Annotated in this window: 15 protein-coding genes; 6 read left to right on the top strand and 9 right to left on the bottom strand. The window is 53.9% G+C overall.

Annotation, left to right across the window (positions count from 1 at the left end; genetic code table 11):
- Window positions 1–78 precede the first annotated feature (78 nt).
- Window positions 79–588 carry an SOS-induced cell division inhibitor SulA gene (gene sulA, locus QMG44_RS03970; protein WP_032677816.1) on the bottom strand — a complete coding sequence of 170 codons (510 nt, stop codon included), beginning with the start codon at window positions 586–588 and terminating at the stop codon, window positions 79–81.
- Between the two features lie 217 nt (window positions 589–805).
- On the opposite strand from sulA, the gene QMG44_RS03975 reads away from it, so the two are divergent.
- Window positions 806–1432: a TfoX/Sxy family DNA transformation protein gene (locus QMG44_RS03975; RefSeq protein WP_086532715.1), complete on the top strand. Its 627-nt coding sequence runs from the start codon at window positions 806–808 to the stop codon at window positions 1430–1432.
- On the opposite strand, the gene yccS is transcribed toward QMG44_RS03975, so the two are convergent.
- Window positions 1389–3551, bottom strand: coding sequence for a YccS family putative transporter (gene yccS / locus QMG44_RS03980; protein ID WP_063925135.1), 2163 nt, complete (start codon window positions 3549–3551; stop codon window positions 1389–1391). The genes QMG44_RS03975 and yccS overlap by 44 nt on opposite strands.
- 19 nt (window positions 3552–3570) lie before the next feature.
- Entirely contained in the window at window positions 3571–4017 is a 447-nt protein-coding gene (locus QMG44_RS03985; protein ID WP_014169434.1) for a YccF domain-containing protein, read from the bottom strand.
- 123 nt (window positions 4018–4140) lie between these two features.
- Here QMG44_RS03985 and helD point away from each other — a divergent pair, with 123 nt between their 5' ends.
- Entirely contained in the window at window positions 4141–6195 is a 2055-nt protein-coding gene (gene helD / locus QMG44_RS03990; RefSeq protein ID WP_086532714.1) for a DNA helicase IV, read from the top strand.
- A 59-nt stretch (window positions 6196–6254) separates the two neighbouring features.
- Here helD and mgsA read toward each other — a convergent pair whose 3' ends face one another.
- Complete coding sequence (gene mgsA, locus QMG44_RS03995) at window positions 6255–6713, bottom strand: methylglyoxal synthase (protein WP_020884788.1); 459 nt, start codon at window positions 6711–6713, stop codon at window positions 6255–6257.
- An 80-nt stretch (window positions 6714–6793) separates the two neighbouring features.
- Complete coding sequence (locus QMG44_RS04000) at window positions 6794–7456, bottom strand: curli synthesis inhibitor (protein ID WP_032679662.1); 663 nt, start codon at window positions 7454–7456, stop codon at window positions 6794–6796.
- A gap of 172 nt (window positions 7457–7628) precedes the next feature.
- On the opposite strand from QMG44_RS04000, the gene QMG44_RS04005 reads away from it, so the two are divergent.
- Window positions 7629–8045: a CoA-binding protein gene (locus QMG44_RS04005; protein WP_025204532.1), complete on the top strand. Its 417-nt coding sequence runs from the start codon at window positions 7629–7631 to the stop codon at window positions 8043–8045.
- Between the two features lie 34 nt (window positions 8046–8079).
- Here the strand turns inward: QMG44_RS04005 and hspQ are convergent, their stop codons facing one another.
- Together hspQ and rlmI are read right to left on the bottom strand one after the other, a co-directional pair.
- Window positions 8080–8397 carry a heat shock protein HspQ gene (gene hspQ, locus QMG44_RS04010; protein WP_013097248.1) on the bottom strand — a complete coding sequence of 106 codons (318 nt, stop codon included), beginning with the start codon at window positions 8395–8397 and terminating at the stop codon, window positions 8080–8082.
- A gap of 60 nt (window positions 8398–8457) precedes the next feature.
- A complete protein-coding gene (gene rlmI / locus QMG44_RS04015) occupies window positions 8458–9648 on the bottom strand; it encodes a 23S rRNA (cytosine(1962)-C(5))-methyltransferase RlmI (RefSeq protein ID WP_032677819.1) in 1191 nt (396 codons plus the stop codon).
- A 175-nt stretch (window positions 9649–9823) separates the two neighbouring features.
- On the opposite strand from rlmI, the gene QMG44_RS04020 reads away from it, so the two are divergent.
- The 3 genes from QMG44_RS04020 (at window position 9824) to yccX (ending at window position 11473) form a co-directional block, all read left to right on the top strand.
- Window positions 9824–10381 carry a kinase inhibitor gene (locus tag QMG44_RS04020; RefSeq protein ID WP_232937302.1) on the top strand — a complete coding sequence of 186 codons (558 nt, stop codon included), beginning with the start codon at window positions 9824–9826 and terminating at the stop codon, window positions 10379–10381.
- A 70-nt stretch (window positions 10382–10451) separates the two neighbouring features.
- Window positions 10452–11180 carry an AraC family transcriptional regulator gene (locus tag QMG44_RS04025; protein WP_269835912.1) on the top strand — a complete coding sequence of 243 codons (729 nt, stop codon included), beginning with the start codon at window positions 10452–10454 and terminating at the stop codon, window positions 11178–11180.
- An 11-nt stretch (window positions 11181–11191) separates the two neighbouring features.
- Window positions 11192–11473: an acylphosphatase gene (gene yccX / locus QMG44_RS04030; protein WP_020884783.1), complete on the top strand. Its 282-nt coding sequence runs from the start codon at window positions 11192–11194 to the stop codon at window positions 11471–11473.
- On the opposite strand, the gene tusE is transcribed toward yccX, so the two are convergent.
- Entirely contained in the window at window positions 11470–11799 is a 330-nt protein-coding gene (gene tusE / locus QMG44_RS04035) for a sulfurtransferase TusE (RefSeq protein ID WP_020884782.1), read from the bottom strand. The two genes, yccX and tusE, sit on opposite strands and share 4 nt — an antisense overlap.
- A gap of 88 nt (window positions 11800–11887) precedes the next feature.
- Entirely contained in the window at window positions 11888–12547 is a 660-nt protein-coding gene (gene yccA / locus QMG44_RS04040) for an FtsH protease modulator YccA (RefSeq protein ID WP_014169445.1), read from the bottom strand.
- Window positions 12548–12806: the final 259 nt, after the last annotated feature.

The raw sequence follows: 12806 nt of genomic DNA on the forward strand, positions 1-12806 counted from the left end.
CTTGCCGCAGTTTTGGCGCCTGGAACTAAAATCGCATCTTGTGGTCAAAAAAAATTCCAGGAATAATCTTAATTTTCCTCAATGATACAAATTTGAGTGAATTTTTAGGCCAGAAAGTTGTCCTCTGCGATAAGAATCTGGTCGAACCGGGCGCATGATCAACCCGATCGCACTACCTTCTTCAGCCGCTTCAGTCAGTCGAAAATGTTCCTCATCGGTCAATTCGTCTGATAACCATCCAATCACCACGCTGTAATTCCCCGTACGTAACGCCCGGATCATCGATTCTACGGTATCGCAGGGAGAGAGTTGGTTAATTTGCATGACCTTTGTCAGCGGGAGGCCCGCGGACTGCACCCATTCACGGCTCAGTTTTTGTTGAGGCGTCAGCCAAAGCTGCCAGCGCGACTGCTGACCAAGCTGTTGTAATAACGGCAACAGCAGAAGTTGAGTGAGCAGGGGCTGGTCTTCACGATAAACCACTTCACTGATAAGCCCTGTCGAAACACGCCCGGTGGAATTCTGCGTGACATTGCCAGCGGAAGAAGAGAGAGAGGTTGAGCGATTTGCATAGCCTGAAGTGTACATATTCATTCCAGCCCTGTAGTTACTGTATGGATATACAGTAACCCCTGTATGCATAAAGATCAACCTCATTTTCGGAAAGCGACTCGCAAAATTCATTCATTATTGATGCGCCTGGAAAAATCATCTTGCTCAACGACGATAAGTTGCCTATTTTCCTGCTAACGGATCCGATAGTAAGAAATTTCGTTTTTACTTTATGATTTTGAAGGGAAATATCATGAAAAAGATATCTTATGAACGGATTTATAAATCCCAGGAATACCTTTCACCCTTAGGTGAAATCCACCATCGTGCGCTGTTCGGGGGGTATACCCTGGCCGTAGATGATGCCGTCTTCGCTATGGTCTCCGATGGGGAACTGTATCTCCGGGCCTGTGAGGAAAGTGCAAAATACAGTGTAAAAAATGCCTCGTCATTTTTAACCCTGATGAAACGGGGTCGTCCGGTGCTGCTCAATTATTATCGTGTCGATGACGGACTGTGGCAGGACAGAGAACGGCTGCTTCAGCTCTCCTCGTTCGCGCTCAATGCGGCACGAAAAGAGCGTTCGCAGCGTGATCGGCGAAACCGCCTCAAGGACTTGCCCAATCTCACCTTTCAGCTTGAAGTGCTGCTCTTTGAAGCCGGAATCACTGATGAAGAGACGCTGCGGGAGCTGGGTGCCCGTGCGAGCTGGCTAAAGATGCGGGCGAAAAATAAAGCGCTCAGCATTAAAGTGCTGTTCGCACTGGAAGGGGCCATCGCCGGACTTCATGAGGCGGCACTCCCGGCGGGAATTCGCCGGGAGTTAACGGAGTGGTTTAATGCGCTGCCTGAGCCACAGGAGAATCACTCCTCCAGGTAGCGATCTGCAGTTGCAGTCGGCAAATTTCTGGCAGCAGAGCGATAAGGAGGCCAATCTGCTGAAGAACCAGCGGTGCTTTGCTGTCGCTTCCCGGGTCAATATGCGTAATACGCTGAGCCAGTTCATCCAGCGCGTGTTGGACGCGAGGCTCATCGGCTGGTCGGTGATGAAGCGCGTCATCGACATAGCATACGGCATCATCCAGCAGGGCGAGGATGGCCGGGTGAGTCAATTTCTCACGGTGGGCACCCAGCGTCGAAATATAGCTGGTGAAGGTATGGTTCAGACAGAGCAGGCGGAAAGCCGTTTCCCGAATTTCTGCCGTGGCGCGAGGCTCCGTGGACATGTTAGAGACCACCGAAGCCAGTTCAGCATCACAGTTATGCGCATCGCGGCGTGCGATACGATAAGCCAGACGGTTATCGCGACCCTGATGATACTGCTCAAGGATGGCATCAAGGTATCGACAGTTCGCGTTCATCGCCCTGTCTACCACACGCGGTAAATTACGGAACCGCCAGTCCGGCCAGATAAAACTGACCGCCGCCCAGGCGATAGCGCAGCCAATCAGCGTATCTATCACGCGGGGCAGGGCCACTTCAAATCCTTCACCCAGCAGGTTAAAGCAGAGTAGCACCAGCAGCGTGATGAACATTGTGGCATGCGCATACTGCACATTACGGAAGGCGAAGAACAACACACCGGTGATCACGATCAGGATCAGCTGGCCTTCGACAGAGGGCACGAAATAGAGCACCGGCAGCCCAATAGCGACGCCCACCAGCGTACCAATAATACGTAGCGCAAGGCGGTGGCGGGTGGCGTTATAGTTTGGCTGGCAAACAAACAGGCTGGTCAGCAGGATCCAGTAACCGTGATGTAACCCGGTTATCTGAATGATGGCATAACCCACGCACAGCACCAGTGACATCCTCACCGCATGGCGAAACAGTGCAGATTCTGGCGTAAAGTTGCGGCTCAGTCGCAGCCACATATCGCTGAAGCTATGCACGCTGTCATCAGCAAGCTGATTCTCCACATCTTTATCGGGGAGCGCCATCGCCTGCTCGGATTCAATGGTAGCCAGCTGAGCATCTATCGCCCGCAGGTTATTCAGCAAAAATCCCAGTGCTTTAATATGTTCCGGCGACGTTCCACTGGCCTGAACGCGATCGAGCGCCGCATCAAGATGGCTAAATACGCGTTCGAAGCGCGGGTCATGTTGATAGGGCGTACGCAGCAAAATGGAGCGTGCCAGCTGCTGGCATGCCTGAGACTGCATCGACAGCAGGCGCTGGAAGCGGAACATCACGTCGCTGTAGCGGAACTTCTCGCGCAGGGCAGCATACTGAACGTGCGAGGAGCTGGCACGCTCATGTATATCCTGCGCCGCGAAATAGTAGTGCAAGGTTCTTCGCGTTCCGCGCTGACCGCGATCGCCCCGCAGACGGGTAAGCAGTGAGGCTTTCGTCTGGTTAAGTGTGGCGACCAGTTGAACGTTGGCCAGAGCCAAATCGTAGAGCGGAGACTGGCTCTCCTCCTCGATATCCGGATCGAAGAGCCGGGATTTTAGCTCAAGATAGTGGGCCAGTTGCTCAAAGCTGCGGGCAAGGTTGTCCTGAAGAGGGCGAACCGGAAAAATAAGATGCCCGGTTAACGTCAGCAGGTTATACCAGATGGCCCCCAGCAACAGCAATATGGGTTGCTGGTACCATTGATCGTAAAGGGAAACACCCAGCATGGTGTAAATGGCGATCAGCAGGGCACCAAAGGCGATAGTGGCATAGCGCTGCCCAAGGCCGCCAAGCAAAATAAACCCGCTGGTAGAGAGCGTAAGGCCAATGGCAAACAGCCAGGGCCAGGGGAAGAGCAGCTCCACGGAGGCTGACGCGATAAAAAAACAGACCAGCGTAATTACAAGATTACGCAGGCGCCCGGCAAGGCGATCGTCCAGATCCGCCAGCGCCCCCGCAACCACTCCCAGCGTGAGCGGGATGGTGAGTTTTACGTCATTCAGCCACCACGGCAGGGCAACCGTGCCGCAAAGTGCGATAAATATTCTGACGTTATAAAGCCAGATGCTGTTCCAGGTATAACGGCGAAGCAGTGGGCTTAGCATAAGCACGGCCAGTCCTTATTTACTGAAAACGACGACGCGCGTTTGCTTCACGTGCCGCCTGTGCCACTTCTACCGGAACGACCCTGCGCCCGACTGGCCAAAGCGCGATGGCGGCAATCTTAAAGTTCGCGATCCCCACCGGAATACCAATAATGGATATGCACTGGGCAATACCGGCAAAGATATGCATCACACACAGCCACCAGCCGAAGAAAACCAGCCACAGAATATTGAGGACCGTGCCTCCCGTGTTCAGCAGTGCGTTTTTGCTCTCCGGGTTCAGTTCGTCAATGTGGACGGCTTCATTCCCGTACGGGATGAAAGAGAGTTTGGTGATTTCCCAGCAGGAGCGGGTCAGGGGGAGCGTAAAAATAAGGACGATGCTCACCAGCGTGGCAAAAAGCCAGGCAAGAGTGGTGGCAAAACCGCCTAACACAAAATTCAAAACATTCAGAACAGTACGCATAAACCCTCAGTTCCTTTCGATATGATTAACGCCCAGTGATTGTAACGTTTTTTTAGGCTGGAGCACCTTAAAACTGGCAGTTAAACTGTCAGGTAAATTATCTCTTCGTGGATTCGGCTGGACATGGAACTGAAAGCAACATCATTAGGCAAACGCCTGGCGCAACACCCCTACGACAGGGTTGTCCTCCTTAATGCCGGAGTGAAAGTCTCCGGAGAACGCCACGAATACCTCATTCCGTTTAATCAACTGCTGGCTATCCACTGTAAACGCGGGTTGGTCTGGGGCGAACTGGAGTTTGTCCTGCCTGACGATAAAGTCGTGCGCCTTCACGGCACCGAGTGGGCTGAGACCCAGCGCTTCCATCATCACCTGAATATGCTCTGGCAGCAGTGGAGCCAGGATATGAGCGTGATTGCCGCTCAGGTACTGCAGCAGGTACTGGATGATATTGCACAAAGTAACGAGCAACAAACGTGGCTCACCCGCCAGCAGACGGCCGGGTTGCAGCAAAAGATCAGGCAGGCGCTGGCGGCACTGCCGTTATCCGTGACGCGTCTTGACGAGTTCGACAATTGCCGTGACGCCTGGCGTCAGTGTCAGGCCTGGCTTGGCGATACAGACAAGAGCCGGCTGGCGCACAACCAGGCGTGGACAGATGCCATGCTGACCCGTTATGCCGACTTTTTCAGCACGGTTGAATCTTCACCGCTTAACCCTGCACAGGCGCGCGCCGTGGTTAACGGCGAGCACTCCCTGCTGGTGCTGGCGGGTGCCGGAAGCGGCAAAACGTCGGTGCTGGTGGCCCGTGCGGGTTGGCTACTGACAACGGGTGAGGCTGTTGCCGACCAGATACTGTTGCTGGCGTTTGGCCGTAAGGCGGCCGAGGAGATGGACGAACGCATACAGGAACGCCTGCATACCCGGGATATTACCGCCAGAACCTTCCATGCCCTGGCGCTGCATATTATTCAGCAGGGCAGTAAAAAAGTGCCTGCCATCAGCAAGCTGGAAAACGACACGCAGGCGCGTCAGGCGCTGTTCATTAAGACGTGGCGTCAGCAGTGCAGTGAGAAAAAGGCGCAGGCTAAAGGGTGGCGTCAGTGGCTGGAAGAGGAACTCAACTGGGACGTACCGGAAGGCAATTTCTGGCAGGATGAAAAACTGGCTCGTCGCCTGGGCTCTCGCCTCGACCGCTGGGTTAGCCTGATGCGGATGCACGGCGGATCGCAGGCCGAGATGATTGAAAGCGCGCCGGAGACGATCCGCGCCCTGTTTTCGAAGCGGGTTAAGCTGATGGCCCCGATGCTGAAAGCCTGGAAATCCGCGCTGAAAGAGGAAAATGCCGTCGATTTCTCCGGTTTGATCCATCAGGCCATTATCATTCTTGAGAAGGGCCGTTTTGTCAGCCCGTGGAAGCATATCCTGGTGGATGAATTCCAGGATATCTCGCCGCAACGTGCCGCGCTGCTCTCGGCGTTAAGGGCGCAAAATAAACATACCTCGCTGTTTGCGGTGGGCGATGACTGGCAGGCTATCTATCGCTTCAGCGGGGCACAGCTCTCCCTGACGACTGCATTCCATCACTATTTTGGCGAAGGCGATCGCAGCGATCTGGATACCACCTACCGCTTCAATTCCCGGATTGGTGAAGTTGCCAACCGCTTTATCCAGCAGAACCCGCATCAGCTGGCAAAACCCCTAAATAGCCTCCGGGCCGGGGACAAAAAAGCCGTTACCCTGCTGGCGGACGATCAGCTGGAGCCGCTGCTGGACAAACTGAGCGGCTATGCGAAGCCGGATGAACGTATTCTGGTGCTGGCACGCTATCACCATCTTAAGCCTGCGGCGCTGGAAAAAGCCGCGACCCGCTGGCCGAAGCTGCAGCTCGATTTTATGACCATCCACGCCAGCAAAGGACAGCAGGCCGACTATGTGATAGTGATGGGGCTCAAAGAGGGGAGCGATGGTTTCCCGGCTCCGGCACGAGAGTCGGTAATGGAACAGGCGTTACTGCCGGTCCCGGAAGATTTTCCGGACGCCGAAGAGCGGCGTTTGCTGTACGTGGCGATGACCCGCGCACGTCATCGCGTGTGGCTGCTGTTCAACAAAGAGGAGCCGTCGGTGTTTGTCGATATTCTGAAGAGTATTGATGTCCCAGTGGCGAGGAAGCCTTAACGGGATAGCGGAGCGGTAATATTGCAGGCCCGGTAAGCGTGTCGCCACCGGGCAAAAAACTACTTCAGTCTTTCGGAAAGATAGCGCTGATAATCCGGGATCAGGATCTCAACCGGTGAGTTGAAGTGCGGGGATTCAATGATGAAATCTGCCGTCGACAGGTTCGTCGCCACCGGAATATTCCATACCGTTGCCAGACGCAGCAGGGCTTTGACATCCGGGTCGTGCGGAACCGCATTCAGCGGATCCCAGAAGAAAATCAGTACATCAATTTTCCCTTCAGAAATCTGAGCGCCGACCTGCTGGTCTCCGCCCATCGGGCCGCTCAGCATGGCATTGACCTCCAGACCCGTTTCGCGGTGGATCAGGTTACCGGTTGTCCCGGTCGCTGAGAGAGCATGCTTTTCCAGCAATGGCTGATGGCGGCGAACCCAGTTAAGCAGCATTTGTTTACAGTGATCGTGCGCAACCAGAGCAATGTGTTTGCGTTCCGGTAGCGTGCGTGTTGTCAGTTCCATAATCTTATCCATCAGGTTAACTGACTACACGATGACGGGAACCGCCTGACGCTGCAAGAGAAAGGCGAAAAAAATGTGGCTTATGATGAAGGTTGTTGCTTCACCCACTGTAAAAAACGGGCCCGGGTCTCAGGATCGGCCTGCTGGAACCAGAATTTAAGACGCTGTTCCGTTAACGTCTGGGACTGTGGCGGAATAACATCCAGCTCTGAGACACCGGACAGCAGCGTACTGTCGTCGGCCATCCTGGTGGCAAACTGTGGAAGGGAAGCGCGTTTGCCCGCCTTGTTATAGATTTCGGTCGCGGCCTCGTAATCGGTGCCTTTCGGGGACGAGGTTAACGCCAGAATATCGAGTTTTACCGGAATCGGCATTGAATCTCCGTCCAGCAGTTCAAGGCGCGGAGAGGCGTCAAAGGCCGCCGACTCTTTTTCGGTTTCAAGACGCGGGAGGGTAATGTTCACCTGACTGACCCGCTGGGTATTAAAGCTGACAATCAGCGGCGCAGAGATATACATGCGTTGTTCATGATTAGCGAGGCCGATGGTTTTTTCTACCCGCAATACCAGCTGGTGTGGCCCATTATCAAGTTCGATGCTGTCCGCACCGCGCAACAAGGAACTGGACACTTTTTTTCCGTCCAGCACCAGCAGATCAATATCCGTTGTAAGCCGTAGCGTGGTCGCAAAGACGCAAACTGGCATCACTAACGCAATCACAGCAGTGGCAATGCCGGTTTTCATAGAGGGCTCCTGTTGAAATGACTCGGCCGCGGTAATGTATCCAAATATTTCGATAATCACGTTTACTAACATATAGACATATTCTGCCGTTTTGCCCTCATGCATCTGCATGGGATGCATGGTTGAGATGTGCGCTTTGACGTACACTCATAAAAAAGCCTGGAGGAAAACCATGAAAGAGAACGAAATTGCCGAGATTCTGACATCGACGCGCACGATTGCACTGGTAGGGGCAAGCGATAAACCGGATCGCCCAAGCTACCGGGTGATGAAGTACCTTCTCGATCAGGGCTATCACGTCATCCCTGTGTCGCCGAAAGTGGCCGGTAAAACCTTACTCGGTCAGCAGGGATACGCCACGCTGAACGAGGTACCTGAAAAAGTCGACATGGTGGATGTTTTCCGCAATTCCGAGGCAGCGTGGGGAGTGGCACAAGAGGCCATCGCCATCGGCGCGAAAACGCTGTGGATGCAGTTGGGTGTCATTAACGAGCAGGCGGCGGTGCTGGCGCGAGAAGCCGGTCTGACGGTGGTAATGGACCGATGTCCGGCGATTGAGATTCCCCGTCTGGGGCTGGCGAAGTCATAAAAAAAAGCCCGTTTATCGGGCTTTTTTTACACGCTTAGTTCCGCAGGCGCGGGGCCTGTAACTGTTTGCGGATAGTCTGAGCAAGTTCATCCATCGTGGGTTGCTCTGGATGCTCATCCTGCAGTTCGCTACTCAGCTGCGCTTCAGCAAGGTAGGTGTGAACGGGTTGTCCATCATCCCCCTCCATCACCACATGATACCAGGGCGCGGCGCGAAGCTCTGCGTTAACCGCCAGCTCATCCGCTGACGGTTCATCAAGGGAATACTCCGGGTCGATATCCACGACCACACCCAAATACCCTAGCAAAGTGTGGCGGACCTGCTGGCCGATACCGAATTTGCTGGCAATCATAGTCACCTCCCGGGAAACACTACTTACACGTTATGTGCGGGCAATATTTCTCTTTTCAAGTTACATGACGCGACAGGCAAACCCTTTCAGATACAGCCCTTCCGGGTAGGTAGCGATCACCGGGTGATCGGCTGCCTGACGGAACTGTTCTATAAATTGTACATCACGACCAGCATCTATTGCGGCATCAGCGATGATTTTCTGAAATAAATCTGTGGTCATCAGGCCGGAGCAGGAGAAGGTGAGAAGCACTCCACCCGGGTTCAGCAGCTGGATGGCCAGCATGTTGATATCCTTATAGCCGCGGCAGGCACCCATCAGCTGACTTTTGTTCTCCACAAACTTCGGTGGATCCATCACGATGACGTCGAATTTCTCGCCCTGATCGCGATACTTACGCAGCAGCTTGAAGACGTCATCACGAACAAACTCGGCTTTGCTCAGATCCAGCTTGTTCAGCTCGACGTTTTGTTTCGCCACGTCCAGCGCTTCCTGTGAGGTATCAACGCTGACAACCTGGGCACAGCCGCCCATCAGCGCCGAGACGGCGAAACCGCCGGTATAGGAGAAGCAGTTCAGCACGCGTTTGTCGGCAACATACTGGCGAGTGGCCAGGCGGCTGTCACGCTGGTCCAGGTAGTAACCCGTTTTATGGCCGCCCTGGATATCCACCAGCAGCTTCATACCGTGCTCTTCGATTGGCAACAGGGCAGGCGGCAGTTCACCGGTGACCGGACCTTGCGTCAGCTCCATGCCCTCTTTTTTGCGCACTGCCACATCGCTGCGGTCATAAATGGCGCATTCCGGGAAAACCGATTGCAATGCGCTGATCAGCGCGGCACGTTGATATTCAGCCCCTGCGCTTAACAGTTGCAGTACCAGGAAGTTACCGAAGCGGTCGATCGTCACGCCAGGCAGACCGTCGGACTCACCGGCAATCACACGGTAGCTGTCCAGACCGTCACGCTTTGCCAGCCACTCACGCCACTGCTGCGCCTGCTGTAAACGACGAACGAAGAAATCAATATCGATCGTTTCATCTTTATCAAAGGTCCAGACGCGAGCGCGGATTTGGGACGCTGGCGAATATGCGCCTCGCGCTAACCATTTCCCCTGATGGTCAACGATATCGATGGTCTCTCCGAGGCTGGCTTTGCCTTCCATACGGGCTACTGCACCGGAAAAGACCCAGGGATGGCGGCGCAATAATGACTTCTCGCGCCCTTTGGCTAACACTAAACGTACACTCATAATTTGCTATTCTGTCGATTCCAGGGAAATGGCGCGTAGAGTAGCACATTCAGCAAGTCGCAATCATCTGCGGATGCCTTTGAGCGTTTCGGCACAAAATCAAATCGCTTAGGCACAGTACTGCGCTGCAGTGGGCTTTACAGTAGGGTTTCCGGTATAGCAAAGGGAAACACAAATGAAAAAGCGCCGTGCGATAGCAGTAACCACCCTGGCGGTGGTCAGTTTTCATGTTTTAGCGGCATCGTCTTTCACCATCAGCAGTCAGGATCTGGCCAGTGAACGCCCGTTGTCGCAACAGCAGGTGTTTGACGGGTTTGGGTGTCAAGGTGGGAATCACTCTCCACAACTGGCGTGGAAAAATCCGCCTGTCGGGACGAAAAGTTTCGCAGTCACGGTATTTGACCCTGATGCCCCTACCGGAAGTGGATGGTGGCACTGGACGGTGGTCAATATTCCCCTCCAGACGCTGACGCTTCCCGCCGATGCCGGAAACCCGAAGGGGGAGACATTACCGGCCGGGGTTGTGCAGGGGCGTAATGATTTCGGTTATTCTGGTTTCGGCGGCGCATGTCCGCCCAAAGGGGATAAGCCGCACCGTTATCAGTTTACCGTCTGGGCGCTGGATGTGAATAAATTGCCTGTCGACAGGAATGCCAGCGGCGCGCTGGTGGGTTTTATGCTTAACAGTCACGTCCTGGCAAAGGCCAGCTTAACCGTTACCTACAGCAGATAAGGATGGCACGGTGCAGGGAGTCCAGTTTCAACATAAACATTTGACGGCTGGTGAAGTGAGTGCCAGTAAAATGCATCACCTGCACCAGGTTAAACTCTTTCTTCCTGCCATTTGCCATATCACTCACGGCAGTAAAGTGATTGTTCAGGACGATAACCGCCTGGTGGCGACGAAAGCGTCGCTGATCATTATTCCCGCCAATACGCCGCTGGAGATCATAAATCAACCCGCGAATGGTCTTTTTCGCTCTGATTTATTGATGTTGTCACCGGAGCTTCTGGCGGAGTTTAAAACGCATTACCTGAAATTCTGGCCGCGCACAGAATTACATTCTCTCTGTGCTCCCCTGAGTGAGGGGCTGGCATTTATGTGGGGTAACCTGCTGCATGCCGTGCGTCAGGATTTACCGGAGGCGTTACAAAAGCATCAGGCTTTCGGCCTTTTGCTGGCATTGCTTCATGACGGCGTCGCAGGGCCGTTGCTTATAGAGCGTAATAGCCACCTGTCCGAGCAGGTGCGGCAGTTCATCATGCTGTCGCCCGCCAGGGCCTGGACTGCACAGGATGTTGCCAGCCGCCTGGCATTGAGCGTGCCGACGCTACGCAGACGGTTACGCGAAGAGTCGCAGAGTTTTCGCCAGATTGTTGAGGAGGTGAGGATGGCCGTTGCGCTGTCACACTTACAGTCAACCCGGTTACCTATTGGTGAAATCGCATTACAATGTGGTTATCTTTCCAGCTCTCGTTTTACTGCCCGTTTCCGGCAACATTATGGCTGTTTGCCGAAAACGCTACGTTAAGGAGTAGAAAAATGTCAAAAATCTGCACAATTGCCTGGGTACACGGCATGGTTCAGGGTGTCGGATTCCGTTACAGCACGCAGCGCGAAGCTATGCAGCTGGGGCTCACGGGATACGCGCGAAACAGGGATGATGGCAGCGTTGAGGTCGTTGCCTGTGGTGATGCGGAGCAGGTTGAAAAGCTGGTGGCGTGGCTGAAAGCTGGTGGGCCGCGCAGCGCGCGGGTTGATAAGGTTTTAACCGAACCCCATCAACCCGGCCGGGAATACGTTAACTTCGGTATTCGCTACTAAATGCATTTCACCGGTTTTGGCAGGCCGGCGATTTTGGTGGCCTGTTTTGCCGGACCTTTCGGGAACAGGCGATACAGGTAACGGCTGTTGCCTTTCTCTTCACCGAATTTATTGGCCATTGCCTTGACCAGCATGCGGATCGCCGGGGACGTGTTGAATTCGAGATAGAATTCGCGCACAAAACGCACCACTTCCCAGTGTTCCGGGGAGAGGGCGATACCTTCGTTCTCGGCGATTTTTTCCGCCAGCGGCTCGCTCCACTGGCTGCTCTCTTTCAGATAACCGTCGTTATCAGTTTCAATCTCTTTACCTTCAAAACTCAACATAGTCATTCACGCGTCAGTCAAAAACCGCAGCAGTGTACCAAAAAACAAAGCCCCGCATAAGCGGGGCTCTGGTTCACAGCATTGTTGATTAATCGCGGCTGGCGAAGCCCAGGATGCTCAACAGGCTGACAAAGATGTTGTACAGCGATACATACAGGCTCACGGTGGCGCGGATATAGTTCGTCTCACCGCCGTGAATGATGTTGCTGGTTTCATACAGGATTGCGCCAGAAGAAATCAGAATAAACACGGCGCTGATCGCCAGGTGCAGGGCAGGCAGCTGCAGGAAGATGTTTGCCACCATACCTACCAGCACCACCACGATACCTGCCATCAGCATACCGCCGAGGAAGGACATGTCCTTACGGGTGGTCAGCACGTAGGCCGAACAGCAGAAGAATACCAGCGCGGTACCGCCCAGCGCCATGCCAATCACGTCGCCCATACCGGCGGACAGATAGGCGTTGAGGATGGGCCCCAGGATATAGCCCAGGAAACCCGTAAAGGCGAACGCGGACAGAATACCCACCGGTTTATCAGCAGTTTTGTAGGTCAGGAACATCAGACCATACATCCCCACCAGCGTCAGGATCAGACCCGGTGACGGCAGCATCAGCACGGTGCTGGCCGTTGCGGTCATCGCCGAGAATGCCAGCGTCAGGCTGAGCATGAAATAGGTATTGCGCAGCACCTTGTGGGTACTGAGTAGCGATGTGCGGTCGCGTGAAGAAGTAATTATACGATCCATGAGTCACTCTCTTATGACAGATGTAATTAGCGGAAAGAATAGGAAACGGCGCGCCAGTCTCAAAGTGGTTTTACCCATCTTTACTCAGGACGTTAGCGTTACTGCTGGTTGTTTATTCTTCAGAAAACCTTTTCAGCAGAATGAACAACGGTTTGCTTCATTTATTCAGATCAAGCTCTTATAGGTTACTGAAAAATATTGCGTTATTACACGTTGAGCGCTAAGTGTTATTTCCGGATCGTCAAAAAACAGACAATAA

Origin of the sequence: Enterobacter sp. 200527-13, assembly GCF_027924865.1 — a bacterium.
GTDB lineage: Bacteria > Pseudomonadota > Gammaproteobacteria > Enterobacterales > Enterobacteriaceae > Enterobacter > Enterobacter ludwigii.

Coding starts and splice junctions, on each gene's coding strand:
- QMG44_RS04025 (WP_269835912.1), top strand. CDS start 10,452: ATGCATCACCTGCACCAGGTTAAACTCTTTCTTCCTGCCATTTGCCAT.
- sulA (WP_032677816.1), bottom strand. CDS start 588: ATGTACACTTCAGGCTATGCAAATCGCTCAACCTCTCTCTCTTCTTCC.
- QMG44_RS04020 (WP_232937302.1), top strand. CDS start 9,824: ATGAAAAAGCGCCGTGCGATAGCAGTAACCACCCTGGCGGTGGTCAGT.
- rlmI (WP_032677819.1), bottom strand. CDS start 9,648: ATGAGTGTACGTTTAGTGTTAGCCAAAGGGCGCGAGAAGTCATTATTG.
- hspQ (WP_013097248.1), bottom strand. CDS start 8,397: ATGATTGCCAGCAAATTCGGTATCGGCCAGCAGGTCCGCCACACTTTG.
- QMG44_RS04000 (WP_032679662.1), bottom strand. CDS start 7,456: ATGAAAACCGGCATTGCCACTGCTGTGATTGCGTTAGTGATGCCAGTT.
- yccS (WP_063925135.1), bottom strand. CDS start 3,551: ATGCTAAGCCCACTGCTTCGCCGTTATACCTGGAACAGCATCTGGCTT.
- QMG44_RS03975 (WP_086532715.1), top strand. CDS start 806: ATGAAAAAGATATCTTATGAACGGATTTATAAATCCCAGGAATACCTT.
- QMG44_RS04005 (WP_025204532.1), top strand. CDS start 7,629: ATGAAAGAGAACGAAATTGCCGAGATTCTGACATCGACGCGCACGATT.
- tusE (WP_020884782.1), bottom strand. CDS start 11,799: ATGTTGAGTTTTGAAGGTAAAGAGATTGAAACTGATAACGACGGTTAT.
- QMG44_RS03985 (WP_014169434.1), bottom strand. CDS start 4,017: ATGCGTACTGTTCTGAATGTTTTGAATTTTGTGTTAGGCGGTTTTGCC.
- yccX (WP_020884783.1), top strand. CDS start 11,192: ATGTCAAAAATCTGCACAATTGCCTGGGTACACGGCATGGTTCAGGGT.
- mgsA (WP_020884788.1), bottom strand. CDS start 6,713: ATGGAACTGACAACACGCACGCTACCGGAACGCAAACACATTGCTCTG.
- yccA (WP_014169445.1), bottom strand. CDS start 12,547: ATGGATCGTATAATTACTTCTTCACGCGACCGCACATCGCTACTCAGT.
- helD (WP_086532714.1), top strand. CDS start 4,141: ATGGAACTGAAAGCAACATCATTAGGCAAACGCCTGGCGCAACACCCC.